Raw genomic sequence first — 23,428 nt, 5'->3', positions numbered from 1 at the left:
GCCAAGCTGGTGCTACAAGCCGGCACGTCGAACAAGAAGGAAATACCCCAATGCACAAGAACCGCCACCCCCACACCCCCGGCAAGAAACCGGTGACCATCTTCGGCCCCGACTTCCCCTTCGCCTTCGACGACTGGATCGAGCACCCCGCCGGCCTGGGCAGCATCCCCGCCGAGAAGCACGGCCAGGAAGTGGCCATCGTCGGCGCCGGCATCTCTGGCCTGGTGGCGGCCTACGAGCTGATGAAGATGGGCTTGAAGCCGGTGGTCTACGAGGCCTCGAAAATGGGCGGCCGACTGCGTTCGGAGACCTTCGAAGGCGCCGACGGCATCATCGCCGAGTTGGGCGGCATGCGCTTCCCGGTCTCCAGCACCGCCTTCTACCACTACGTCGACAAGCTCGGCCTGGAAACCCGGCCCTTCCCCAACCCGCTGACCCCGGCCTCGGGCAGCACCGTGGTCGACCTGGAAGGCACCAGCCATTACGCCGAGAAGATGGCCGACCTGCCGGAAATCTTCCGCGAAGTCGCCCAGGCCTGGGCCGAAGCGCTGGAAGACGGCGCACGCTTCTCCGAGATTCAGGACGCCATCCGCGAGCGCGACACGGTCAAGCTCAAGGCCCTGTGGGACGAGCTGGTGCCCAAGTGGGACGACCGCACCTTCTATGACTTCGTCGCCACCTCCAAGGCCTTCTCCCGCCTGTCCTACCGTCACCGCGAAATCTTCGGCCAGGTCGGCTTCGGCACCGGCGGCTGGGACTCCGACTTCCCCAACTCCATGCTGGAAATCTTCCGCGTGGTGATGACCAACTGCGACGACCATCAGCACCTCGTCGTCGGCGGCGTCGAGCAAGTACCGCGCGGCATCTGGAGCCACGTGCCGGAAAACTGCGCGCACTGGCCGGCCGGCACATCCCTGGCCACCCTGCACAACGGCGCGCCGCGCCCGGGCGTGAAGAAGATCGCCCGCGCCACCGACGGCACCTTCGCCGTCACCGATTACTGGGGCGATACCCGCCACTACGCCGCCGTCCTGGCGACCTGCCAGACCTGGCTGCTGACCACCCAGATCGAGTGCGAGGAAGCGCTGTTCTCGCAGAAGATGTGGATGGCCCTGGACCGCACCCGCTACATGCAGTCCTCGAAGACCTTCGTGATGGTCGACCGGCCGTTCTGGAAGGACAAGGACCCGCAGACCGGCCGCGACGTGATGAGCATGACCCTCACCGACCGCCTCACCCGCGGCACCTACCTGTTCGACAACGGCGACGACAAGCCGGGCGTGATCTGCCTGTCCTATTCCTGGATGAGCGACGCCATGAAGATGCTGCCGCACCCGGTGGAGAAACGCGTACAGCTGGCCCTGGACGCGCTGAAGAAGGTCTACCCGAAGGTGGATATCGCCGGGCACATCATCGGCAACCCGATCACCGTGTCCTGGGAGGCCGACCCGCACTTCCTCGGCGCCTTCAAGGGTGCGCTGCCGGGCCACTACCGCTACAACCAGCGCATGTACGCGCACTTCATGCAGGACGGCATGCCCGCCGAGCAGCGCGGCATCTTCATCGCCGGCGACGACGTGTCCTGGACCCCGGCCTGGGTGGAGGGCGCGGTGCAGACCTCGCTGAACGCCGTGTGGGGCATCATGAAGCACTTCGGCGGCGCCACCCATCCGGAGAACCCCGGCCCGGGCGACTGCTTCGCCGAACTGGGCCCGATGGTCCTGCCGGACTGATACGCTCCACTCGTTGAACAGCGGCTCGCGCGGGGCCGGGATCGGGTGCACACTGCCTGATCCCGACCTTGCGCGTTTCGAAGGAGAACCCCATGTACCTCGCCCTCTACCAGTGCCCACCCGGCCCCGACGACGTCGCCGGCAACCTGCGTCGCCTGGAGCAGGCCGCGCAGCAGGCGGTGCAGAACGGTGCGGATCTGCTGGTGCTGCCGGAGATGTACCTGTCCGGCTACAACATCGGCGCGAAGCGTGTCGCGGAACTTGCGGAAAGCTGCGACGGCCCGTCCGCCCTGCGCATCGCCGAGATCGCCCGCGAGCACAAGCTCGGCATCCTCTACGGCTATCCCGAACGTGACGGCGACGCCATCTTCAACAGCGTGCAGCTGATCGACCGGCAAGGCGAACGCCGCGCCAACTACCGCAAGACCCACCTCTACGGCGACCTCGACCGCACCCAGTTCAGCGCCTCCGACACGCCGCCGGCGATATTCGAGCTGGACGGCTGGAAGATCGGCCTGCTGATCTGCTTCGACGTGGAATTCCCCGAGGCCGTGCGCACCCTGGCCCTGGCCGGCGCCGACCTGGTGCTGGTGCCCACCGCCAACATGCGTCCCTACGAGTTCGTCGCCCAGGTGCTGGTACCCACCCGCGCCTACGAGAACCAGGTATTCCTCGCCTACGCCAACTACGCGGGACACGAAGGCGAGCTGGAATACTGCGGCCTGAGCTGCATCGTCGCGCCGGACGGCCAGGTGATGGCCCAGGCCAGGCACGACGATGAACTGCTGATGGCCGAACTGGACCCGCAACGCATCGCCCTGGCGCGCGAGGGGTACAGCTACGTGCACCTGCGGCGGCCGGTGCTGTATCGCAGTTGAAGAAAAGCCCGGCGCAATGCCGGGCTTTTTTGTGCGTAATCCGCGCGGACTATGCGTGCTCGCGTAGGAGAGACGGGGAATGCCGTGCCGTGCGGTTCGCGAGCAAGCTCGCTCCTACGAAGAGCCTATATCTACGGCTTTGGCTTTTGCTCTGAAGACTTCCAGAGAAATCTCCGCGCGCACCGGAGCGCCCCTTCAGGAGGCCGAGTGGAATCGGAGTTTCAGGGGTTGAGCGGCATGGATGCCGCGAGAGCGTCGTCGGGCCAGGGATGGCCCGTCGACGCGTGCCCCTGAAAGTCCGATGGAGCGAGGGAACCCCGGCGAAGCCGGGGCCGGATGATGGGGCAGAGACTTTTGCCTACTTTGCGTGGGGCGGCCATCCGTCGTTTGGCAAAGTAGGTCGCCCGAGGGGGCGAAACAAAATCTCTCAGCACACGCCGAAGCGGCGCAGAAACACCCAACCCAAAAGCCCAAAAGCCCAAAAGCCCAAAAGCCCAAAAGCCCAAAGCATCGCGGACAAAGTCCGCTCCTACGACAGCCGCCCCCTACAATGATCAACGGCGCCCGCAGGCGCCGTTGTCAGTTCAGGGAAACATCACCCATTAGCCTTCTTGATGATCGCCTCGGCGATATTCGCCGGCGCCTCGGCATACTTGGTGAACTCCATCGAGTAACTCGCCCGCCCCTGGGACATGGAGCGCACGTCCGTGGCATAGCCGAACATCTCGCCCAGCGGCACCTCGGCCCGGATCACCTTGCCCGCCGGCGTGTCCTCCATGCCCTGGATCAGGCCACGCCGGCGGTTGAGGTCGCCCATCACGTCGCCCATGTAGTCCTCCGGCGTCACCACCTCGACCTTCATCACCGGCTCCAGAAGCACCGCGCCGCCCTTCTGCGAGAGCTGCTTGGTGGCCATCGACGCGGCGATCTTGAACGCCATCTCGCTGGAGTCGACGTCGTGGTAGGAGCCGTCGAACACCGAGGCCTTCAGGCCGATCAGCGGGTAGCCGGCGAGCACGCCGTTCTGCATCTGCTCCTCGATGCCCTTCTGGATCGCCGGGATGAACTCGCGGGGAATCACGCCGCCCACCACTTCGTTGACGAACTCCAGACCGTCCTTGCCTTCCTCGCCCGGCTCGAAGCGAATCCAGCAATGGCCGAACTGGCCGCGACCGCCGGACTGGCGGACGAACTTGCCCTCGATCTCGCACTTCTTGCGGATTGCCTCGCGGTAGGCCACCTGCGGCTTGCCGATGTTGGCCTCGACGTTGAACTCCCGGCGCATGCGGTCGACGATGATGTCCAGGTGCAGCTCGCCCATCCCGGAAATGATCGTCTGCCCGGTTTCCTCGTCGGTCTTGACGCGGAACGAGGGGTCCTCCTGGGCCAGCTTGGACAGGGCGATGCCCATTTTCTCCTGGTCGGCCTTGGTCTTGGGTTCCACGGCCACGGAGATCACCGGATCGGGGAAGTCCATGCGCTCGAGGATGATCGGCTTGTCGATGGCGCACAGGGTGTCGCCGGTGGTGACGTCCTTCATGCCGATCAGCGCGGCGATGTCGCCGGCGCGCACTTCCTTGATCTCCTCGCGCTGGTTGGCGTGCATCTGCACCATCCGCCCGACGCGTTCCTTCCTGGTCTTCACCGAGTTGAGCACGGCGTCGCCGCTGCTCAGTACGCCGGAATAGACGCGGGCGAAGGTCAGGGTGCCGACGAAGGGGTCGGTGGCGATCTTGAACGCCAGCGCGGAGAACGGCTCGCTGTCGTCGGCATGGCGCTCCAGGTGCTTCTCTTCGTCGTCCGGGTCGGTGCCGTTGATCGCGGGGATTTCCGTGGGCGCCGGCAGGTAATCGATCACCGCGTCGAGCACCAGCGGCACGCCCTTGTTCTTGAACGAGGAACCCAGCACCGCCGGGACGATCTCGTTGGCCAGTGTCCGCTGGCGCAGGCCGGCCTTGATCTCCTCGATGGAGAGCTCCTCGCCTTCGAGGTATTTGTTCATCAGATCTTCATTGGCTTCGGCGGCGGCCTCGATCATGTGCGCGCGCCACTCGTCCGCCAGCGCCTGCAGCTCGGCGGGAATCGGCTCCTCGGTGTAGCTGGTGCCCTGGTCCGCCTCATTCCAGACGATGGCCTTCATCTTCACCAGGTCGATCTGCCCGGCGAAGTTTTCCTCCGCGCCGATGGCCAGCTGGATCGGCACCGGATTGTGCCCCAGGCGCTGCTTGATCTGCTTGACCACGCGGAGGAAGTCGGCGCCCTGGCGGTCCATCTTGTTGACGTAGGCCAGGCGCGGCACGTGGTACTTGTTGGCCTGGCGCCAGACCGTCTCGGACTGCGGCTCGACGCCGTCGGCGCCGCTGAATACCACCACCGCGCCATCGAGCACGCGCAGCGAGCGCTCCACCTCGATGGTGAAGTCCACGTGGCCGGGGGTGTCGATGATGTTGAAGCGGTACTTGTGGTCGTACTGCTTGGTGGAGCCCTGCCAGAACGCCGTGGTGGCCGCCGAGGTGATGGTGATGCCGCGCTCCTGCTCCTGCACCATCCAGTCCATGGTCGCCGCGCCATCGTGTACCTCGCCCATCTTGTGGTTCACCCCGGTGTAGAAAAGGATGCGCTCGGTGGTGGTGGTCTTGCCGGCGTCGACGTGGGCAACGATGCCGATGTTGCGGTAAAGCTCGATGGGCGTGGTGCGAGCCATGACGTGCTCCGTATCTGCTGGTTGACTGCCGGGCCTGCTGCTGCGAGTCCGTGTGCCTGCGCGGGGACGGCGGGAAGCGCTGTGCCTCGAAAACGTTGCGCACAACAGGCTCAAGGTAGCGCGTCTTCGTGGCAATTCCAGTAGCGCGACGCTGCGCTCCTGACCGTCCGACAGGCTGCGTCGGCGCCACACACTACGACCGATGGCGTCTGCGGCTGCCGGCATGTCACCACATCGAAATCCATAATATAAAAATCTTATTATTCATATAGATATATGACCTATATGATAAATTACATTATGTAATGGCTATCTTCTTCGGCCGTCCCTGCGGCGCTGGAAGGCCCGAATTTGGAGGGCTCCTCCTACAGCCGAGGGCTGCCCGACGACCACTCGCGTTAAAGTCATTTCTCAAGAGAATAAAAGTATTTATATTCATATAGTTACAAGACAATTAGAGAAATAACATAAGAAAATGCCACTCCCCGGTGACGCCGCCACTGGATTGAAACACGCTTCCGGGTCCATCCTTGAGCCATGCCCATTTGCCGGAGATCGCCAGCATGAGCGATAGCATCACCATCGATTTCGTCTCCGACGTGGTCTGCCCCTGGTGCGCCATCGGCCTGAACGGTCTGCTGGAAGCCATGCGCCGCGTAGACGACGAACTGACCGTGGAGCTGCGCATCAAACCCTTCGAGCTCAATGCGGACATGCCCGCCGAGGGCGAGGACCTGGTGGAGCATCTGCAGCGCAAGTACGGCAGCAGCGCCGAGGAGATCGCCCGCAACCAGGAGCACCTGCGCACCCTGGGCGAGGAGGTCGGCGTACACTTCGATCTGAAGAAGCGCGACCGCATCTACAACACCTTCGACGCCCACCGCCTGCTGCACTGGGCGGCGGAGTCGCACCGCGACATCGCCCTCAAGCAGTCCCTGTTGCACGCCTACTTCGGCGAAGGGCGCGACCCGAGCGATGCGGAAGTGTTGCTCGACGTGGCCGTCAGCGTCGGCCTGGACGCGGTGCGGGCGCGGGAAATCCTCGATGGCGACGCCTACGCCGACGCAGTGGTGGCCGACGAGAATTTCTACACCAACCGCGGTATCCACGCCGTTCCGGCGGTGATCCTCAATGGCCGCCAGCTGATTTCCGGCGCGCAGAGCGTGGATTACTACGAGCAGGCCTTGCGCCAGGTGGCGCGCAACGCGCCGCTGCCGGAGTGATAGAGGTTTACGCCCAGTCCTGTCCTTGCTCGCGAACCGCCCAGGCCGTCCCCGGAACAAAAACGGCGCCCGAAGGCGCCGTTTTTCATGAAGCAGCAGCCGCTCAGAGCGCCGACCAGCCGTCCATCTGGCCGCCCAGGTCGGCGGAGTGCTCGGACAGCAGCGCGGCATAGCCGCTGATGTGCTCGTGACTGAGCTCCATCACCGGATAGGCCAGGACCTGCCACGGCAGTTGGTCGTTGCCGTCGTACTCCGAGTAGGCCACCTTCTGCCCGTTCTGCAGCAGCATGATGGCGAAGTCCAGGGCGGACTGTTCGTCCGGGAAGATCACCGCGAACTCTACCTCGTGCTCAATGGAGAGGTCTTCACCGTCCTCCTGCAGGGCCCACAGGGCGTCGCCGATTTCGTCGTCCGGGAAAAGCTGCTTGTCGCGGCTCATGTCACTGCTCCAGTTGTAAGTCAGCGTGGCCGTCTGGACACGCCCGTGCAGGATACCCGTCCTGCGTGGCCGGTGCCGGAAAATCTCGCCGGCACCATCGTCGGCCGTGATGTCCGCCATCACGGCGATTCACTTCCACCCTAGCCCACCCGGCGCGAACATGCCGTCATCGGGCCTGCGCCCCTCCCACATCGAGTTGCCGACCATGAGCCGCGTCGACGAGGCCTACCGCATCACCTACATCACCCTCGACGAGCTGCAATTGCAGTTCGAGACCGAAATCGCCGTTACCGACGAAGAGGGCAGCCTGGTCCTGCACCGCGCGGCGACTCTCCCAGCCGAACGCCGTGCGCTGCGCGAGCTGATCCGCCAGGAGCCGCCGGCTTCCGCCGCCTGAGCCCCCCTCGCCAACGGGAGGGGCAGTCCCGCCTCACGCCTGCAACTGATTGCCGATCGGCAAGGTGCGGATGCGTTTGCCGCTGGCGGCGAACAGGGCGTTGGCCAGTGCCGGCGCCAACGGCGGCACGCCGGGTTCGCCGACCCCGCTCGGCGGTACCGCGGAGGGCACGATATGCACGTCCACCACGGGCATTTCGTTGATGCGCAGCACCTGGTAATCGTGGAAGTTGGACTGGTCCACCTTCCCGTCCGTCAGGGTGATGGTGCTGTGCAGGGCCGCCGACAGGGCGAAGCCGATGCCGCCCTCCATCTGCGCCTTGATCACGTCCGGGTTGATTGCCAGTCCGCAATCCACGGCGCAGACCACCCGATCCACCTTGAAGCTGTGGTCCGCCTTGACCGTCACCTCCACCACCTGGGCCACGACGCTGCCGAACGACTCGTGCACCGCGATCCCCCGGCCGCGCTGCTCGCCCGGGGCGCCCTTCGCCAGCGGCGCCTGCCAGTTGGCCCGCTGCGCCGCCAGTTCCAGCACGCCGAGATGCCGGGGATGGTCCTTGAGCAGGGCGCGGCGGAACGCGTACGGATCCTTGCCGGCGGCAATGGCCGCCTCATCGACCAGCGTCTCGGTGGAAAACGCCGTATGGGTGTGGCCCACCGAGCGCCACCACTGGGTCGGCACGGTGACGTTCTCGGCCAGGGCCTGCTCGATGCGCAGGTTGGGCACCGCATAGGGCAGATCGTCCGCACCCTCCACGGCAATCTTGTCGATGCCGTCCTTGACCATGATCTTCTCGAAGGGCGTGCCGAGGATGAAGGACTGGCCGACCAGCCGCTGCTCCCAGGCCACCAGGTTGCCCGAGGCGTCCAGCGCCAGCCGCGCGCGGTGCAGGAACGCCGGGCGGTAGTAGCCCGCGCGGGTGTCGTCCTCGCGGGTCCAGACCATTTTCACCGGCGTCTTGACGCCCTGCTCGCGGGCGGCCTTGGCGATTGCCGTGGCCTCCAGCACATAGTCCGAGTGCGGGTTGGCGCGGCGGCCGAAGCTGCCGCCGGCGTAGAGCTGGGTGATCGACACCTGCTCCGGCGTGATGCCCAGCAGCTGCGCCACCGCCATCTGGTCGCCGGTCTGCCACTGCTCGCCGTTCCAGATCTGGCAGCCGCCATCGTCCTTGAGCTGGACCACGCAGTTCAACGGCTCCATCGCCGCATGGGCGAGGAACGGGAACTCATACTCCGCCTCGATGAGCTTGGCCGGCTGCTTCAGCGCCGTGTCGACATCGCCCACGTTGCGCGCCACCAGGCCAGGCTTGCCGGCCATCTCGCGGTACTGGGCGAAGATTTCCTTGCTGCCCATTTTGAAGGCCTTGCTCTCGTCCCATTCGACCTGCAAGGCGTCACGGCCCTGGCGCGCGGCCCAGGTGTTCTTCGCCAGCACGGCGACCCCGGCGAAGCGTCGCTCGCTGCCGGGGAACTGCACCACGGCGACCACCCCCGGCACCGCCTTGGCCCTGCTCGCGTCGACCTTGGCCGGCACCCCGCCGAACCGCGGCGGGTGGGCAACGACGGCCACCAGCATGTCCGGCAGGTGGATGTCCTGGGTGAAGATCGCCGAACCATCGGTCTTGCCGCTACTGTCGATGCGCGGCAGCTTCGCCTGGCCGATCAGTTTGAAGTCCTTCGGGTCCTTCAGTTTCACCTCGGCGGGCAGCGGTTGTTTCGCCGCGGCTTCCGCCAGTTCGCCGAAGCCGGCCTTGCGCCCGGAGGCGGCGTGGCTCACCACGCCGTCATGCACGTCGATCTGTGCGGCAGGCACCTTCCACTGCTCGGCGGCGGCGCCCACCAGCATGGCGCGGGCGCTGGCGCCGGCCTTGCGCATCTGTTCGAAGGAGTTGGAGGTGGCGGTGCTGCCACCGGTACCCTGCAGGTTGCCGAAGGCCAGGTTGACGTAGCGCCTGGCGTCCGCCGGGGCGCCCTCCACGCGCACGTGGGCCCAGTCGGCATCCAGTTCCTCGGCCACCAGCGTGGCGAGGCCGGTGTAGCTGCCCTGCCCCATTTCCACGTGCTTGGCGATCACCGTCAGCGTGCCGTCCGGGGCGATGCGCACGAAGGCGTTGGGTTCGAAATCGCCGGCCGCCTGCGCCTCCCCCATGCGCCCGAGCAACGGCGCGAAGTAGATGCCCAGGGCCAGGCCACCGGCGCCCCGGAGGAAATGCCGGCGGCTCAAATTGCAGATGCCGCGCGCCGGCGCCGCTTCCTGGTCGATGCGGGTATCGAGCATGTCAGTCCTCCTCACGCCAGGGTCTTGGCGGCGTCGTGGATGGCCGCGCGGATCCGCGCGTAGGTGGCGCAGCGGCAGATGTTGCCGCTCATGGCGGTATCGATGTCGGCATCGCTGGGCGCCTTGTTGCCGGCCAGCAGCGCAGCGGCGGACATGATCTGCCCGGACTGGCAGTAACCGCACTGCACCACGTCCAGCCGCCGCCAGGCTTCCTGGACGGCCTTGCCGGCGGGCTGCTCGCTCACCGCCTCGATGGTGGTGACCTTCTTGCCCGCCACCGCCGAAAGCGGCGTGACGCAGGAGCGCGTCGGCTGGCCGTCGAGGTGCACCGTGCAGGCGCCGCACAGCGCCATGCCGCAGCCGTACTTGGTGCCGGTCAGCCCGGCGACGTCGCGCAGGGCCCAGAGCAATGGCATCTCGCCGGGAGCATCGAATTCATGGTCCTTGCCGTTCAGGTTCACGGTAATCATCTGCGGGGCCACCTCTTGCGCGGGTGATGGAGTGGCCGGAACCCGCAGGTTCCGGCACGAATGGATTCAGCCTAGGCGCTATGCCGGGCACGCGCCGCGACGATACGCGAAGAAGGCGCCGAGCGGTTTGCCTGGTCCTGCGCAGACTTGCCTGAAACTGCCCGGCGATGCGCCGCGCGCGCATCAGCCCGCGTGGGAATCCGCGTGCCCGCCCACGGCCAGCGGCGCCCGCGGACTCGGATGCTCGCTGCGGTCCCAGCCGTAGCGCCGCGCGAACCAGCCCTTCACCGCCTGGGTCAGCACCATGTAGCCCAGCAGGATGCCGGCCAGCCACGGCCAGTACGCCAACGGCAGGGCCTGCATGCGGAACGAATGAGCCAGCGTCCCCATCGGCAGGAAGATCGCCACGGCGACGATCGCCAGGGTCATGCCCAGCAGCGGCCAGGCCGCGCGGCTCTGCAGGAAGGGGATGCGCCGGGTGCGGATCATGTGCACCACCAGCAGTTGCGAGATCAGCCCTTCGACGAACCAGCCGGACTGGAACAGCGCCTGGTGCTCCGGCGCATTGGCGCCCAGGACGAACCACAGGACCAGGAAGGTGGCGATGTCGAACAGCGAACTGACCGGCCCGAAGAACACCATGAAACGCCCCAGCCCGTCCGGGTTCCACTGCTGCGGCCGGCGCAGTTGCTCGTCGTCGACGTGGTCGAAGGGAATGGCGATCTGCGAAAGGTCGTACAGCAGGTTCTGCACCAGCAGTTGCAGCGGCAGCATCGGCAGGAAGGGAATGAAGGCGCTGGCCACCAGCACGCTGAACACGTTGCCGAAGTTGGAACTGGCCGTCATGCGGATGTACTTGAGCATGTTGGCGAAGGTCCGGCGCCCCTCGATCACCCCCTCCTCCAGCACCATCAGGCTCTTTTCCAGCAGGATCAGGTCGGCGGCTTCCTTGGCGATGTCCACGGCCGAATCCACCGAGATGCCGATGTCCGCGCTGCGCAGCGCCGGAGCGTCGTTGATGCCGTCGCCAAGGAAGCCCACCACGTGCCCGCGCTCGCGCAGCACGCGCACCAGGCGCTCCTTGTGGCCGGGGGTGAGCTTGGCGAACAGCGTGGTGTGCTCGGCCAGTTCGCCCAGCGCCGCGTCGTCGAGGCCGTCCAGCTGCGGGCCGAGGAGTACGCCCCGGACCGGCAGGCCGACGTCCCGGCAGACCTTCAAGGTGACCCGCTCGTTGTCGCCGGTGAGCACCTTCACCGCCACGCCGTTGTCCGCCAGCGCACGCAGCGCCGGGGCGGTGGTTTCCTTCGGCGGATCGAGGAAGGCGATGTAGCCGGCCAGGCACAGCCCCGCCTCGTCGGCCACGCCATAGCCCTCGCGCTCCGGCGGCAGCTCGCGGGTCGCCACCGCGACCACCCGCAGGCCCTCCTGGTTGAGCGCCTCGGCCACCGCGCGGATGCTCGCCAGGCGCTCGTCGTCCAGCGGCGCCACGGCGTCGCCGGCCTCCACCGAGACGCAGACATCCAGCACCTCTTCCAGCGCGCCCTTGCAGATCAGCAGGTGATAGTCGTCGGACTCGCTGACCACCACCGACATGCGCCGACGGGCGAAGTCGAAGGGAATCTCGTCGACCTTGCGGTAGCGGCTGTCCACCCGCAGCGCGTGGCGCAGCTCGACATGTTCGAGCACGGCCACGTCCAGCAGGTTCTTCAGCCCGGTCTGGTGGTGGCTGTTGAGGAAGGCCAGTTGCAGCACGCGGTCCTGGGCCTGGCCGAACGCGTCGGTGTGACGCTCCAGCACGATGCGGTCCTGGGTCAGGGTGCCGGTCTTGTCGGTGCAGAGGATGTCCATCGCGCCGAAGTTCTGGATGGCGTCCAGGCGCTTGACGATGACCTTGCGCCGGCTCAGCGCCACCGCGCCCTTGGCCAGGGTCGAGGTGACGATCATCGGGAGCATTTCCGGGGTCAGGCCGACCGCGATGGACAGCGCGAACAGCGCCGCCTCCAGCCAGTCGCCCTTGGTGAAGCCGTTGAGCAGCAGCACCAGCGGCGCCATCACCAGCATGAAGCGGATCAGCAGCCAGCTGATCTTGTTCACCCCGGCCTGGAAGGCGGTGGGCGCCGGGTCCGCCGCGATCACCCGCTCGGCCAGCGAGCCAAAGTAGGTCCGCGCCCCGGTGCCGACCACCACGGCCTGCGCCGAACCGCTGATGACGTTGGTCCCCATGAAGCAGAGGTTGTCGCGCTCCAGCGGGTTGCACTGGCGGGCGTCGTGCAGTTGGGCGAACTTTTCCACCGGCAGCGATTCACCGGTCAGCGCCGCCTGGCCGACGAACAGGTCCTTGGCGCTGAGCAGGCGGACATCCGCCGGCACCATGTCGCCAGCGGACAGCCACAGCACGTCGCCGGGCACCAGTTGGTGGATCGGCACTTCCAGCCGGCGCGGCGGACCTTCGTCATCCGGGCAGCGGAACACCGTGGCGGTGTTGCTGACCATCGCCTTGAGTCGTTCGGCGGCGCGGTTGGAGCGTTTCTCCTGGACGAAGCGCAGCAGCGTGGAAATCGCCACCATGCTGCCGATCACCACGGCGGCCTGAGCGTCCTCGGTCAGCCAGGAGATCGCCGCCAGCACGCTCAGCAGCAGGTTGAAGGGATTGCAGTAGCAGTACCAGAGGTGCAGCCAGGCGCCGATGGGATGTTCCTGCTCCACTTCGTTCGGGCCCTCGCGCAGGCGCCGTTCTTCGGCTTCCGCCTCGCTGAGCCCTTCACGGCGGCTGTCCAGACGCTCCAGCGCGGCCTGCGGCTCCAGCACCGACCACTCCAGCAAGGCCTCGGCCAGGGGGGGAGGCGCACGCCGTCCCGCCGCGGCCCCACGCAACAGGTCGCGCGCAGCCAGACGGCGCAGCTGGCGAGCCGGGAAGCCCTTGTTGATGAATTCGAGCAGGTGGGTCCTGATGAGGTCCAGGCGCATGGCGATTCTCCTTTCCGCCACATTTCCAGGCGGCAGGAGCAGTTTGTGTGCGCATTCTTAAGACGCCATGAAGACCAGGCGATGACCATGTCCCGTGGGGTATCCCCACCCTCGGAAACTGCCGCCGACCGACGACGGCAGTACGCGCCTCAGGCATCCGGCCTCTTCAGCAGCCGGTCCGGATACCGGGGTATCAGCTCCTGCGACGCGTTCTGATCGACGGAAGCGTTGATACGGATTTTTCCGCGCGACCGTTATGGAAACCCTGTAAACACTCCATTCGCCTCATCAGAAATCACGCTTGTAGAAGATATCCAGCGAGCTGGCCAAGCCACTGGCCGCCTCCAGATAGACCTTCTTGCTCAGCAGGTAACGCAGGGCGATGGTGTTCGCCGGCTCGAACACGCCCACGCCGTAGCGCAGGCTGAGCCGGTCGGAAAGCTGGCCGCTGGCGACCACACTGGTGCTGTTGCCGGTGCCTTCGGTATCCAGCTGGAAGTCCTGGATACCCAGCTTCTGCGCGACCTCGCCGGTGAGCGGGGCACTGCCGGCCAGGCCCAGGGCCAGCGCCGCCTCGCCCATCATGTTGCTGTCCTCGCCAGTGCTCATCGGCCGGCCCAGCACCAGGTAGGACAGCGCCTGCTGCTGGCTCATCGCCGGTTCGGAGAACACCTCGCTGCGCGGCTGATCGGCGCTGCCGCTCAGGCGCAGGCCGGCGGTCACGTCGTCGACCTTGCGGATCGCCTCGATGTCCAGGTACGGCTGGTCGATGGGACCGGCGAACAGCAGGCGGGCGCGGCGGATGGTCAGCTTCTGCCCGTAGGCCCGGTAGCGGCCCTTGTTCAGGCGCAGCTCGCCGCGGGTGTCGAGGTTGTCGCCCACGTGCACCTGGCCGGCCAGCTCTGCATTCAGGCCAAAACCGGCGAAGGTCAGCTTGTCCTCGCCGACGATCACATCGACGTCCATGTGCAGCGTGGTAGCGGCCTTCTGCTCCTGTTTCTGGCCGACGATCACGGTGTCGTCCGATACCTTGACCGTCGACGGCGGCAGCTGGCGGATGGTGATGGCGCCGCGGGGCACCTGCACCTTGCCGGAAACGGCCACGCCCTCGCCCGCCATGCGGATCGCCAGGTCCGGCTCGACCTCCAGCTCGGCGTACGGGTCGATCGTCACCGGCAGGCGGTTACCGCGCACGTTCAGGTCGACATTCAGCGCCTCGTTCCAGGCGATCCGCCCGGACAGGTTGCCGTTGCCATGCTCCCCGGCCGTCCAGTGGCCGCTCAGGTCCACCTGTTCGCCGGCGATGCGCGCCTCCACCTGCAACTGCTCCAGGCGGGTCGGCAGATCGCCGCCGGACACCTCGCCATCGACCAGCCGCAGGTTGCCGTCCACCCGGGGAGCCAACAGAGCGCCGGATATCCGCCCATTGCCGTGCAGCCGTCCCTTGAGGGTTTCCACGGCCGGTACGAAGGGCCGCGCGATGGAGAGGTCCAGGCCGTCGAGGCTGAAGCTGCCATTCAGCGGCTTGGACTTCGGCCGGGGATCGAGCTGTACCCGGGCGTCCAATGTGCCCAGCTTTTCGCCGTGGAACTGCAGGCGGGTGTCGATGCGCCGGGGTGTCAGGCGGCTCTCCAGTTGCAGGCTCTGGTAGGGGAAGTCGACCCAGTCGTCCTGCTCCTTCAGGCGTAGCGTGCCGCTGCCAGCATTGAGCAGGATCGAGCCGTTCGGGCCGCTGGCCGGCAGGTCCAGCTGCACGTCGCCGTCCAGTTGGCCGCGCCAGGCGAAGTCCTCGGGCAGCCAGCGCGCCAGGCTGTCCAGCGGGAACTGGCGCAAATGCAGGCGCAGGCGCGGGTCGGGCATCAGGCGCTGGTCCTCCGCGCACAGGCTGGCCGGCCCCGAGGCCCAGCAATGCGCGCCCAGGGTCAGGCGGCCGTCGGCCAGGCGCTCCAGCTTCGCCGGCTGCTGCAGGCGCCAGTCCTGCCCGCCGCTCTGGATGTCGCCTTGCGCCAGGCGGCCACGCCAGTCGCGGCCATTCCAGGTGCCGTCCAGGCCCAGCGCAAGGATCACCGGTTTGCCTTGCAGGTTCAGCGAGAGCTGCTGGCGCTGCTTGTCGCCGCTGCCCTCCAGCTTGAGCGTGCCCAGGCGCGTGTCGCCGCTGCGCAGGCCCTGCACCTGCAGGTCCAGGCGGCCACGCTGGGCCGCATCCAGCTTCGCCTCCAGCGCCAGGGTGCGCAGGCTCTGGCCGGCGTAGGCAACGCGCTGGCCCTTGAGCGCCAACTGGCCTTGCGGCGCTTGCAGGGTGCCGGCCAGGTCGAGCCGACCGCCCAGCTGGCCGGACAGTTGCGGCCACAGCTGGCCCAGTTGATTCAAGGCGAGGTCCAGCCGCCCGGAGAGGTGCTGCTCCAGCGCCGCCTGGCCGCTGATGCGGTTGTCGCCCAGCTGCAGGATCAGCTCGTCGGCTTTCCAGGCCTGTCCGGCACCCTCTGCGCGGGCCTTGAACAGTGCCGGCTGGCCACGCAGGCGCCCTTGCAGGTCGAGGCTCGCCGACAGGTTCAGGCTGCCCTGCTTGAGCGAACCCTGGCTGCGCAACGGCCCGCCCAGGCGGCCCGGCATCTGCTCCAGCCAGTAGGCGGGATCGAGGTCGCGCAGGTCGAGGGCGGCGTCCCAGCTGACAGTATCGGCAAATCCAACCTTCACATGCCCTTCGGCCTTGCCCTGCCCCGCCACCAGTTGCAGCGACGGCAGGAAGACTTCCGCGAGGTTGCCGGAGACCGGGCTGGCGAGGCTGAACGCACCGGCCGGGCCGTTCAGCGCGGCGTCGAAGTTGCCCAGGTAGGCGCCGTCGCGGTACTGCACCTCGGCCTTGAGGCTGTGCACGCTCACCGGCGGCTCGTCGAGAGCCGGGTACAGGCGCCGCCAGGGGAAGTCCAGCCAGTCCAGCGTGGCGTCGGCGGCAAAGCCGTCCTGCCAGTCGAGCCGACCCTGTACGCCCAACCGTTGCGCCCGGGCGGCGCTCAGGTCGAGGGCGGCGATGTCCGCACCCTGGGCGTCGACGCGGCCGCGCAGGGTCAGCACCACAGGGCTGTCTTCGGCCGGCAGCATGGCCGCGCCGGCGATCTGGTAGCCGTTCTTCAGGTCGCCCTTGGCATTCAGGCGGACCCGGTTCAGCGACAGCGTGTCGGGCAGCGAGGCGTCCGCCTTGAAGCCGTCGGCCAGCACCAGGGCCTGGGCCGGCAGGTTTTCCGCCAGCGGCTGCAGGTCGCCTTCCAGCGTGCCATCAAGGTAGCCCGTACTCTGCGCCTGCAATTTCAGATGACCTTGCAGCTCGCCATCGACCTGCAACTTCAGCGACCAGGGCTTCCCGCCCACCGCTGGCAGGTCGAGGCTGCCCTGTGCCTGCAGCGGCCAGCCGCCGGTGGGCTTGAGCAGGCCGGACAGCGACAGGCGCAGGTCGTCGCGGGCCAGAGTCGCCGACTCTATGTGCAGCCCTTCGCGGTCCCAGTGCGCCACCAGGTTGGCGTCACGCAGTTGCTCCTGGTCATCGAGCAGGAAACGGCCAATGCGCACGTCACCCAGTTCCAGGGACAGCGGCAGGTCGAGGCTCGGCAGTTGCACGGGGCCGGACGACTCGCTCGCCTCGCTCGGCGGCAGGGTCAGGCGCACGTCCTTGGCCGCCACGCGGTTCAGGCACAGCGCCATGCGCAGCAGGCAGCCCGGCGACCAGTCGATATCCGGCTCGTCCAGCACCAGGCGGGCTGCACCGTCGCTCCACGCCAGGCGCTTCGTGGTGAAGGCGCCGGCCAGCCGGCCATTGAAGCTGTCCACTGTCAGCCCCGGCACCCACTGCAGCGCCATCCGGCTGCCCGCTTCGGTGCCCAGCAGGGCCGCCAGGCCCGCCACCAATAGCAGGATCAGGCCGAGCAGTCCGCCCAGCAGCCAGCGCAGCACACGCATCCAGCCCGCACGGCTCACAGTTCAGGCCCCATCGAGAAGTGAATACGGATGCCGCCGTCCTCGTCCAGGCCGTCGGCGAGGTCCAGGCGCAGCGGCCCGACCGGGGAAATCCAGCGAACGCCAAAGCCCACGCCGGTCTTGATCGACGGGAAATCCAGCGAATTGAAGGCGTTGCCCTGGTCGACGAAAGCCGCCAGTCGCCAGCGTTCGGCAATCGGGTACTGGTACTCGACGCTGCCGGCGACCATGTAGCGCCCGCCAATGCGGTCGCCGTCGGAGTTCTTCGGCGACAGCGTCTGGTAGTCGTAGCCGCGCACGCTCTGGTCGCCACCGGCGAAGAAGCGCAGCGACGGCGGGATCGAGGAATAGTCGTTGGTGGCGATGCCGCCGACCTGGATGCGGCCGAGCAAACGCTGGCCACCCCAGAAGCTGGTCAGGCCCTTGGCCATTGCATTGATATGCGCGACGTCGGCGTCGGCCAGCAGTCCTTCCTTGGCCCCTTTCACATCGAACTGCAGGCGATAACCGCGGCTGGGGTCGATCTTGTTGTCCGCCTCGAGAATCGAGTAGCCGATGCCCGGCATGAGGAAACTGCTCAGGCCCGAGTCGTCGCCCAGCTTGTACTCTTCGCGCTGCCAGTTCAGCGACACCACCCGCTGCCAGCCGCTGTCGAGCTTGTGGTGCCACTCGCCGCCGAGGGTGAGCAGCTTGCTCCGGGTGTCCACCAGGTCTTCATTCTGATAGCCGCTGGTGAGGCGCAGCTTGTCGGTCAGCGGCGGATCGAGCGGAACTTCGTACCAGGCGCCGACGTTCTGCCGAGGCTCCGAGACTTCCGCCTCCCAGCCCAGGCTATGGCCCTGGGGGTTGACCCAGTGGCGCGTCCAGTTGGCCTTGGCGCGCGGCCCGACGTCGGTGGAGAAACCCAGGCCCAGGCCCATCGTCCGTGGCTTGCGCACCTGCAGGTGGACGTTGACCGGGATCACCTCGGACGCGGACTTGGCCGGCGGCGCCGCATCCACGCGCACACCGTCGAAGTAGCCGGAGGACTGCAGCGCCTGGTTGAGCTCGGCGATCAGTTCGGAGTCGTAGGGCGTGCCATCCTTGAACGGCACCATGCGCTGCAGCAGTTCATCGTCGAACGGATAGTCGCCGCTGAACTCGACGTTGCCGAGGGTGGAGCGCGGGCCGCTGATATAAACCAGCTCGACGTCCGCGACGCCGGCCACCGGGTCGACCTGCAACCGCTGCCGGCTGAACTGCCCGCGGAAGAAGCCAAAGCGCGACGCCTGGTTCTGGATCAGCCGCTTGGCGTCCTCGTAGGCGCCGTGATTGAGTTGCGCGCCGGGCTTGAGGGCGTCGCCGCCGGGCACGCGGAAGCTCTTGAGGTCGGCCGCCGGTCCCTCCACCCGAATCATGACGTTGCGCAGATGCACCGGCTCGCCCGGCGCGACGTTCAGGCGCAGGGTCGGCGGCTGAACGTCGCGCACCCGACTGCGAATGCGTGCCTGGTAGTAGCCCAGCGCCTGCGCGGCTTTCCGCGCCTGCTCTTCGGTGGTGCGCCGCATGCGCCGCAATGCCGCCTGGTCACGCTCGCCGAGGCTGCCCACATAGGCCTCGATATTGGCCTTGAGCGCAGGGGTGGCGGGAGTGATGCGAACGTCGAGATGGGCTTCGGCCGCCAGCGCCCTGTGCATGCAAAGCGCCATCAACAGCAGCAGCCCAAGCAATCCTTGGACAAATCTCATGGCGCGGAATGCTAGCACGGGACTTTTGCGTTATGCCCTTTTCCAACGCGAACGCGCGGCCTGGCGGCTCGAATCAGACGCTACCCCGAATGCACCAACTGGCTTTCCGGCCTCGGATTGGGATGGAACAGCACATGCTCCCGGATCGGCCCCAGGGCCACCTCCCCCAGCTCCTCGTAGCCGTGGCGCCGGTAGAACTCCAGGTACCGCGCGTTCCCCGTGTCGAGCACCAACCCCTGGGAACCACCCGCCTCCGCACACCAGGCGTGCAGCGCATCGAGCAGTTGCTCGCCCAGGTGCTTGCCCTGGAACTCCGGGTGGATGCCGATCAGCGGCAGGATATGGTACGGCCCCGGCGGCAGGCAGCCGAGCACGGCGGCGTGGTAGTCCAGGTAGCGCCGCGTGCAGCGAAAACCGGTGGTGAGCAACATGCGCATGCGCCAGGCCCAGCTCTCGGTGATATCCAGCCGTTGCTGGGGTGGCGCGATCAATGCCACGCCCACCAGGCGGTCCTCGCGCAGCAAGCCGATGGCCGGCAGCTCCTCGAGGAAATGCTGGTTGACCAGTTCGCGCACCGTGGCGCGTACGCGCTGGTCGAAACCGGGGCGGTCGGCCTCGAACAGATAGGCGAAGGTGGGTTCGTGGCGGTAAGCGTGGTAAAGCAGCGAACGGACTTCGCGGCTGTAGCCGCTGTCGAGCAGATGCACTTCGGCAATCGAATCGGGCATGCGGACGCCTCTTCTGGTGGTGTCTTCTTATGGGTAGCGCTGCAGCCACGAAACACTAGCAGCGGCGCGCCAGGGTCGCCAGAATCGGCCACCTTGGGCTAGCATCCTTCTTTTGCCAGGACGTCCAGGATGAAAATCGTCTCCTTCAATATCAACGGCTTGCGCGCACGTCCCCATCAACTGCAAGCCATCATCGAGCGCCATCAGCCGGACGTGATCGGCCTGCAGGAAACCAAGGTCGCGGACGACCAGTTCCCCCGCGCGGAGGTCGAAGCCCTCGGCTATCACGTGCACTACCACGGGCAGAAAGGCCACTACGGCGTCGCCCTGCTCTCCCGCCAGGAGCCGCTGGAGCTGCAACGCGGCTTCCCCAACGATGGCGAAGACGCGCAGCGTCGCTTCATCTGGGGCACCTTCAAGGACGCCCAGGGCCAGCCGGTTACCGTAATGAACGGCTACTTCCCGCAGGGCGAGAACCGCGAGCATCCGGTGAAATTCCCCGCCAAGCAGCGCTTCTACGCCGACCTGCAGGACCTGCTGGAAACCCGTTTCCAGCCCAGCCAGCCGCTGGTGGTGATGGGCGACATCAATATCTCGCCGGAAGACTGCGACATCGGCATCGGCGAGGAGAACCGCAAGCGCTGGCTGAAGACCGGCAAATGCAGCTTCCTGCCGGAAGAACGCGAGTGGCTGGCACGCCTGAAGAACTGGGGCCTGGTGGACAGCTTCCGCCTGCAGAACCCGGAAGTGAGCGACCGCTTCAGTTGGTTCGACTACCGCAGCCGTGGTTTCGAGGACGAGCCCAAGCGTGGCCTGCGCATCGACGTCATCCTCGCCTCCGAGGCCCTGCGCGGGCGCATCGCCAGCACCGGCGTGGACTACGACATCCGCGGCATGGAAAAGCCCTCGGATCACGCACCGATCTGGCTACAACTGTCCTGATCCCCTGTAGGAGTGAGCTTGCTCGCGAACAGCCTCGCAGCGGGGCCAGGTTCGCGAGCAAGCTCGCTCCTACAAAAAACAGGTCAGGCGCATCGCTGAACCCTGAGCATCCCGCGACGCAAAGAAAGCCCGGCCAATACCTGGCTTTCTTACATACCCACTTGGCGTCCAGAGCAAAGCAGCCCGCCAGGCATCAGCCCCTGAATGGCGATGGAGGCGATACCGAGGCACTCATTCAATCCGGGTCGCTACGGAACGGATGCGGATCTCACGCCTAGATCAAACCAATTTCCTGGCTGATGCCGATCAGGTCGTCCAGCGCGGCCGCTTTCAGCTTCCGCATCATCTGCCTTTTGCAATAGCTGACGCTCGCGGTGGGGATATTCAGGAAGTCCGCCAGGGATGCGGAAGAACGCCCATGCCGCAGACCGTGCAATATCGCGACCTGCTGGGTGGAGAAACGCAGCGCGTGGTGCAAGCGGGCATCTTCATCCACCGGCAACCGGGCGTGCTCGGGAAAGATCGAGCCGCCCTGAAGAACGGCATCGATGATGTGCTCCAGCAAGGCCGGGCAGTCATTCAGGAACAGGAGGCCGGATGCACCAAAATGCATGGCGCGCCGGATGTTCATTGCCGAATGGAGGTTGGAGCAGGCAAGTACCGGGATGGAAGGCGGCAGTTGGCCGTTACGCCTGAGCATCTCCAGGAGTTCCAGCCCATGAATGTCGGACAGCTCCAGCATCACCACCAGAAGATCGAACTGATCAGCCCGCAACTCAGCCAGCGCTTGCCGCGCCAGGGTGGGCTGCGCAACCAACTGATGACCGTTCAGACGCTTCAGGGACGCACCGAGCTTACTTCGAACAGAACCAACGAGTGCAATACGGGCCATGAAATACCCCAATACATACGGCCCACCAAGGCATCGCCGGATCCCCTGGCGATGCTTCAGCGGCCAAGCCTTTTGTTCTTCTAATCCTTGTCGCAATCACTCGTGACAAGGCGTGCATCCAGCACATGCCTTGCGCCAGCGAAGCCAGAGGGCACGACCATCCGCTCCGCCAACAGCCATTCGGAGCCTCTCAGCGACGCCGCAGCAACTGCGCGACATCCAGCAACGTCGTCAACACGAACAATGGAACGAGCAGCATGAGCATCGATGGTGCGAGGGACAGCATCCTGTCCGGCGCCACTATCAACGAGCAGGTGATCAGCACCACGGACGAGATGATGACCAGCTTGGCAAGCACCGATGCGAAACCGACAATTTCGCCCACGACAACCCCCGGATGACTTTACGAAAGCCGCTTATGTAGCAACCCGTGCAAATAATCGGCATCGGAATCCTCCGGTAGTCCATCGTCCTTTTCTGATCCGCCCTGCACCGCTCTACACCGTCGCCAAGCGTCATATCGATGCAATGATTCCGTCTTAATCTTCCGCGCCATCCATGCCTTACAGGGAATCTGCTTCATGCTGCACAAAGCGCGCACTGGCGACTCGGACGCCTGGCCTACGACGGTCGCCTGGCTGGTCATCGGTTTCATCTGCTACGCCTTCCCGTGGCAGGCCTTCGCCGCCCTGCCCTCATCCCAGGCGGGCGAGCCCGTACTGCGCGTCCAGGGTTCGAACACCATCGGTGCCCACCTGCTGCCGGCGCTGGTCAAGGGCCTGTTGGCGAGCGAGGGCTACCAGAACGTCAGCAGCCAGCCAGGCAAGACGGAGAACGAACAGCGCATCATCGGGCGCTCGAGTGATGGCCGTGAGGCCATCATCGACCTGGCCGCTCACGGTTCCAGCACCGGCTTCGTGGCGCTGAAAGAGGGCATCGCCGAGCTGGCGGCGGCGTCCCGCCCGATCAAGGATGCCGAAGCCTCGGCGCTGTCCGCGTCGGGCAATCTGCGTAGCGCCAAGGCCGAGCAGGTGATAGGCATCGACGGCCTGGCGATCATCGTCAACTCCGCCAATCCGCTGAGCGAGCTGGACACGGACACCCTGGCACGCATCTTTTCCGGCGACGTGAAGAGCTGGGAGGAGATCGGCGGCCGCGGCGGCGCAATCCACCTCTATGCACGCGATGACAACTCGGGGACCTTCGATACCTTCAGGGAGCTGGTACTGGCCAGCCACGGAAAAGCGCTGGGTAACGGCGCGCAACGCTTCGAGTCCAGCGATCAGTTGTCCGCGCAGGTCAGCGGCGACCCGCAGGGCATTGGCTTCGTCGGCCTGTCGTCGATCAAGAAGGCCAAGGCGCTGCTGATTGCCGATGGCGACTCCCAAGCCATGCCACCGTCGACCACGCTGGTCGCCACCGAGGACTATCCGCTGTCGCGCCGCCTGTTCCTGTACATGAAGCCGGAAGAAAGCAATCGCTGGGCACGCGCATTGCTGCAATTCGCCCAGGGGGACCAGGGCCAGGTGCTGGTCAGCTCCAGCGGCTTCGTGGGGCAGCGGGTGCAGGCCACGAAGATGTCGCCTCGGACCAGCATGCCCGAGTCGTATCAAGCCCTGGCACGCGATGCCCAACGGCTGTCGGTGAACTTCCGCTTCCGCGAAGGCAGCGCCACGCTGGACAACAAGGCACAGCGCGATATCGAACGCCTGCTCGCCTATCTGCAACAGAACGGCAAGATGAATAAACAGACTGTACTGGTCGGCTTTGGCGATCCGAAGCAGGACCCGGCTCGCGCGGAGCTGCTGTCCAAGTTGCGCGCAATGGCGGTTCGCCGCGAACTGGCCAAGGAGGGGGTGATGTTCCGAGCGATCAGCGGCCTGGGCGATGCCTTGCCGGTCGCGGCCAACAGCGATGACGACGGACGGGTGAAGAACCGTCGCGTCGAGGTGTGGGTCTATTGAGCCCAGCAGCGCGGCGGTGGCTTGGCCGCACGCTTGTCGCCCCCTGAGAGAGGCGCAGGAAAACTCGCAACACACCTTCGTCCAGCGAGCAATGTCTGAATGGTCATCAACT

15 protein-coding genes and 1 pseudogene are annotated in these 23,428 nt (G+C 66.3%); 6 read left to right on the top strand and 10 right to left on the bottom strand.

Annotated elements, in window-relative coordinates; translation table 11 throughout:
- The first annotated feature begins 50 nt into the window (after positions 1 to 50).
- Both ACYCAX_RS07505 and ACYCAX_RS07500 read left to right on the top strand, forming a co-directional pair.
- Positions 51 to 1,733, top strand: coding sequence for a flavin monoamine oxidase family protein (locus ACYCAX_RS07505; RefSeq protein WP_460247727.1), 1,683 nt, complete (start codon positions 51 to 53; stop codon positions 1,731 to 1,733).
- Positions 1,734 to 1,825: 92 nt separating this feature from the next.
- Positions 1,826 to 2,611, top strand: a complete 786-nt coding sequence (locus ACYCAX_RS07500) for a carbon-nitrogen hydrolase family protein (RefSeq protein ID WP_460247726.1) — start codon at positions 1,826 to 1,828, stop codon at positions 2,609 to 2,611.
- Positions 2,612 to 3,206: 595 nt separating this feature from the next.
- Here ACYCAX_RS07500 and fusA read toward each other — a convergent pair.
- A complete protein-coding gene (fusA, locus tag ACYCAX_RS07495; protein ID WP_460247725.1) occupies positions 3,207 to 5,315 on the bottom strand; it encodes an elongation factor G in 2,109 nt (702 codons plus the stop codon).
- Positions 5,316 to 5,878: 563 nt separating this feature from the next.
- Between fusA and ACYCAX_RS07490 the strand changes: the two genes are divergently transcribed.
- Positions 5,879 to 6,538, top strand: a complete 660-nt coding sequence (locus ACYCAX_RS07490) for a DsbA family oxidoreductase (RefSeq protein ID WP_015477076.1) — start codon at positions 5,879 to 5,881, stop codon at positions 6,536 to 6,538.
- Positions 6,539 to 6,641: 103 nt separating this feature from the next.
- On the opposite strand, the gene ACYCAX_RS07485 is transcribed toward ACYCAX_RS07490, so the two are convergent.
- Positions 6,642 to 6,977 (bottom strand): ribonuclease E inhibitor RraB, encoded by a 336-nt coding sequence (locus ACYCAX_RS07485; protein ID WP_015477075.1) that lies wholly within the window; start codon positions 6,975 to 6,977, stop codon positions 6,642 to 6,644.
- Positions 6,978 to 7,137: 160 nt separating this feature from the next.
- Here ACYCAX_RS07485 and ptrC point away from each other — a divergent pair, with 160 nt between their 5' ends.
- On the top strand, positions 7,138 to 7,374 hold the full coding sequence (ptrC, locus tag ACYCAX_RS07480; RefSeq protein WP_236620516.1) for a type III secretion system co-regulatory protein PtrC: 237 nt from the start codon (positions 7,138 to 7,140) through the stop codon (positions 7,372 to 7,374).
- A gap of 33 nt (positions 7,375 to 7,407) precedes the next feature.
- On the opposite strand, the gene ACYCAX_RS07475 is transcribed toward ptrC, so the two are convergent.
- The 6 genes and pseudogenes from ACYCAX_RS07475 to ACYCAX_RS07450 form a co-directional block, all read right to left on the bottom strand.
- Positions 7,408 to 9,654: a xanthine dehydrogenase family protein molybdopterin-binding subunit gene (locus ACYCAX_RS07475; protein ID WP_460247724.1), complete on the bottom strand. Its 2,247-nt coding sequence runs from the start codon at positions 9,652 to 9,654 to the stop codon at positions 7,408 to 7,410.
- An 11-nt stretch (positions 9,655 to 9,665) separates the two neighbouring features.
- Complete coding sequence (locus tag ACYCAX_RS07470) at positions 9,666 to 10,124, bottom strand: (2Fe-2S)-binding protein (RefSeq protein WP_015477072.1); 459 nt, start codon at positions 10,122 to 10,124, stop codon at positions 9,666 to 9,668.
- A 255-nt stretch (positions 10,125 to 10,379) separates the two neighbouring features.
- A pseudogene (gene mgtA / locus ACYCAX_RS07465) lies at positions 10,380 to 13,091 on the bottom strand (magnesium-translocating P-type ATPase); the annotation flags it as partial.
- Between the two features lie 288 nt (positions 13,092 to 13,379).
- Complete coding sequence (locus ACYCAX_RS07460; RefSeq protein WP_460247723.1) at positions 13,380 to 17,045, bottom strand: translocation/assembly module TamB domain-containing protein; 3,666 nt, start codon at positions 17,043 to 17,045, stop codon at positions 13,380 to 13,382.
- 14 nt (positions 17,046 to 17,059) lie between these two features.
- Positions 17,060 to 18,790, bottom strand: coding sequence for an autotransporter assembly complex protein TamA (locus ACYCAX_RS07455; protein ID WP_294977573.1), 1,731 nt, complete (start codon positions 18,788 to 18,790; stop codon positions 17,060 to 17,062).
- 80 nt (positions 18,791 to 18,870) lie between these two features.
- The gene (locus ACYCAX_RS07450) at positions 18,871 to 19,518 is read right to left on the bottom strand and encodes a GNAT family N-acetyltransferase (protein WP_015477068.1); all 648 of its coding nucleotides are present in this window, start codon (positions 19,516 to 19,518) and stop codon (positions 18,871 to 18,873) included.
- Between the two features lie 129 nt (positions 19,519 to 19,647).
- Here ACYCAX_RS07450 and xthA point away from each other — a divergent pair, with 129 nt between their 5' ends.
- Positions 19,648 to 20,460 (top strand): exodeoxyribonuclease III, encoded by an 813-nt coding sequence (xthA, locus tag ACYCAX_RS07445; protein ID WP_015477067.1) that lies wholly within the window; start codon positions 19,648 to 19,650, stop codon positions 20,458 to 20,460.
- 274 nt (positions 20,461 to 20,734) lie between these two features.
- Here xthA and ACYCAX_RS07440 read toward each other — a convergent pair whose 3' ends face one another.
- The gene (locus ACYCAX_RS07440; RefSeq protein WP_294977569.1) at positions 20,735 to 21,352 is read right to left on the bottom strand and encodes a response regulator; all 618 of its coding nucleotides are present in this window, start codon (positions 21,350 to 21,352) and stop codon (positions 20,735 to 20,737) included.
- A 190-nt stretch (positions 21,353 to 21,542) separates the two neighbouring features.
- Positions 21,543 to 21,737 (bottom strand): hypothetical protein, encoded by a 195-nt coding sequence (locus tag ACYCAX_RS07435; RefSeq protein WP_294977567.1) that lies wholly within the window; start codon positions 21,735 to 21,737, stop codon positions 21,543 to 21,545.
- Positions 21,738 to 21,933: 196 nt separating this feature from the next.
- Here ACYCAX_RS07435 and ACYCAX_RS07430 point away from each other — a divergent pair, with 196 nt between their 5' ends.
- On the top strand, positions 21,934 to 23,316 hold the full coding sequence (locus ACYCAX_RS07430; RefSeq protein ID WP_294977565.1) for a substrate-binding domain-containing protein: 1,383 nt from the start codon (positions 21,934 to 21,936) through the stop codon (positions 23,314 to 23,316).
- Positions 23,317 to 23,428 lie beyond the last annotated feature (112 nt).

The sequence above is a fragment of the Pseudomonas sp. MT3 genome (assembly GCF_054720805.1).
The sequence above is the reverse complement of the archived record's forward strand: the minus strand, read 5'-3'. Positions and strand labels throughout refer to the sequence as shown.

Coding starts and splice junctions, on each gene's coding strand:
- ACYCAX_RS07490 (WP_015477076.1), top strand. CDS start 5,879: ATGAGCGATAGCATCACCATCGATTTCGTCTCCGACGTGGTCTGCCCC.
- ACYCAX_RS07485 (WP_015477075.1), bottom strand. CDS start 6,977: ATGAGCCGCGACAAGCAGCTTTTCCCGGACGACGAAATCGGCGACGCC.
- ptrC (WP_236620516.1), top strand. CDS start 7,138: ATGCCGTCATCGGGCCTGCGCCCCTCCCACATCGAGTTGCCGACCATG.
- ACYCAX_RS07500 (WP_460247726.1), top strand. CDS start 1,826: ATGTACCTCGCCCTCTACCAGTGCCCACCCGGCCCCGACGACGTCGCC.
- ACYCAX_RS07475 (WP_460247724.1), bottom strand. CDS start 9,654: ATGCTCGATACCCGCATCGACCAGGAAGCGGCGCCGGCGCGCGGCATC.
- ACYCAX_RS07440 (WP_294977569.1), bottom strand. CDS start 21,352: ATGGCCCGTATTGCACTCGTTGGTTCTGTTCGAAGTAAGCTCGGTGCG.
- ACYCAX_RS07470 (WP_015477072.1), bottom strand. CDS start 10,124: ATGATTACCGTGAACCTGAACGGCAAGGACCATGAATTCGATGCTCCC.
- ACYCAX_RS07455 (WP_294977573.1), bottom strand. CDS start 18,790: ATGAGATTTGTCCAAGGATTGCTTGGGCTGCTGCTGTTGATGGCGCTT.
- ACYCAX_RS07450 (WP_015477068.1), bottom strand. CDS start 19,518: ATGCCCGATTCGATTGCCGAAGTGCATCTGCTCGACAGCGGCTACAGC.
- ACYCAX_RS07505 (WP_460247727.1), top strand. CDS start 51: ATGCACAAGAACCGCCACCCCCACACCCCCGGCAAGAAACCGGTGACC.
- fusA (WP_460247725.1), bottom strand. CDS start 5,315: ATGGCTCGCACCACGCCCATCGAGCTTTACCGCAACATCGGCATCGTT.
- ACYCAX_RS07460 (WP_460247723.1), bottom strand. CDS start 17,045: ATGCGTGTGCTGCGCTGGCTGCTGGGCGGACTGCTCGGCCTGATCCTG.
- ACYCAX_RS07430 (WP_294977565.1), top strand. CDS start 21,934: ATGCTGCACAAAGCGCGCACTGGCGACTCGGACGCCTGGCCTACGACG.
- xthA (WP_015477067.1), top strand. CDS start 19,648: ATGAAAATCGTCTCCTTCAATATCAACGGCTTGCGCGCACGTCCCCAT.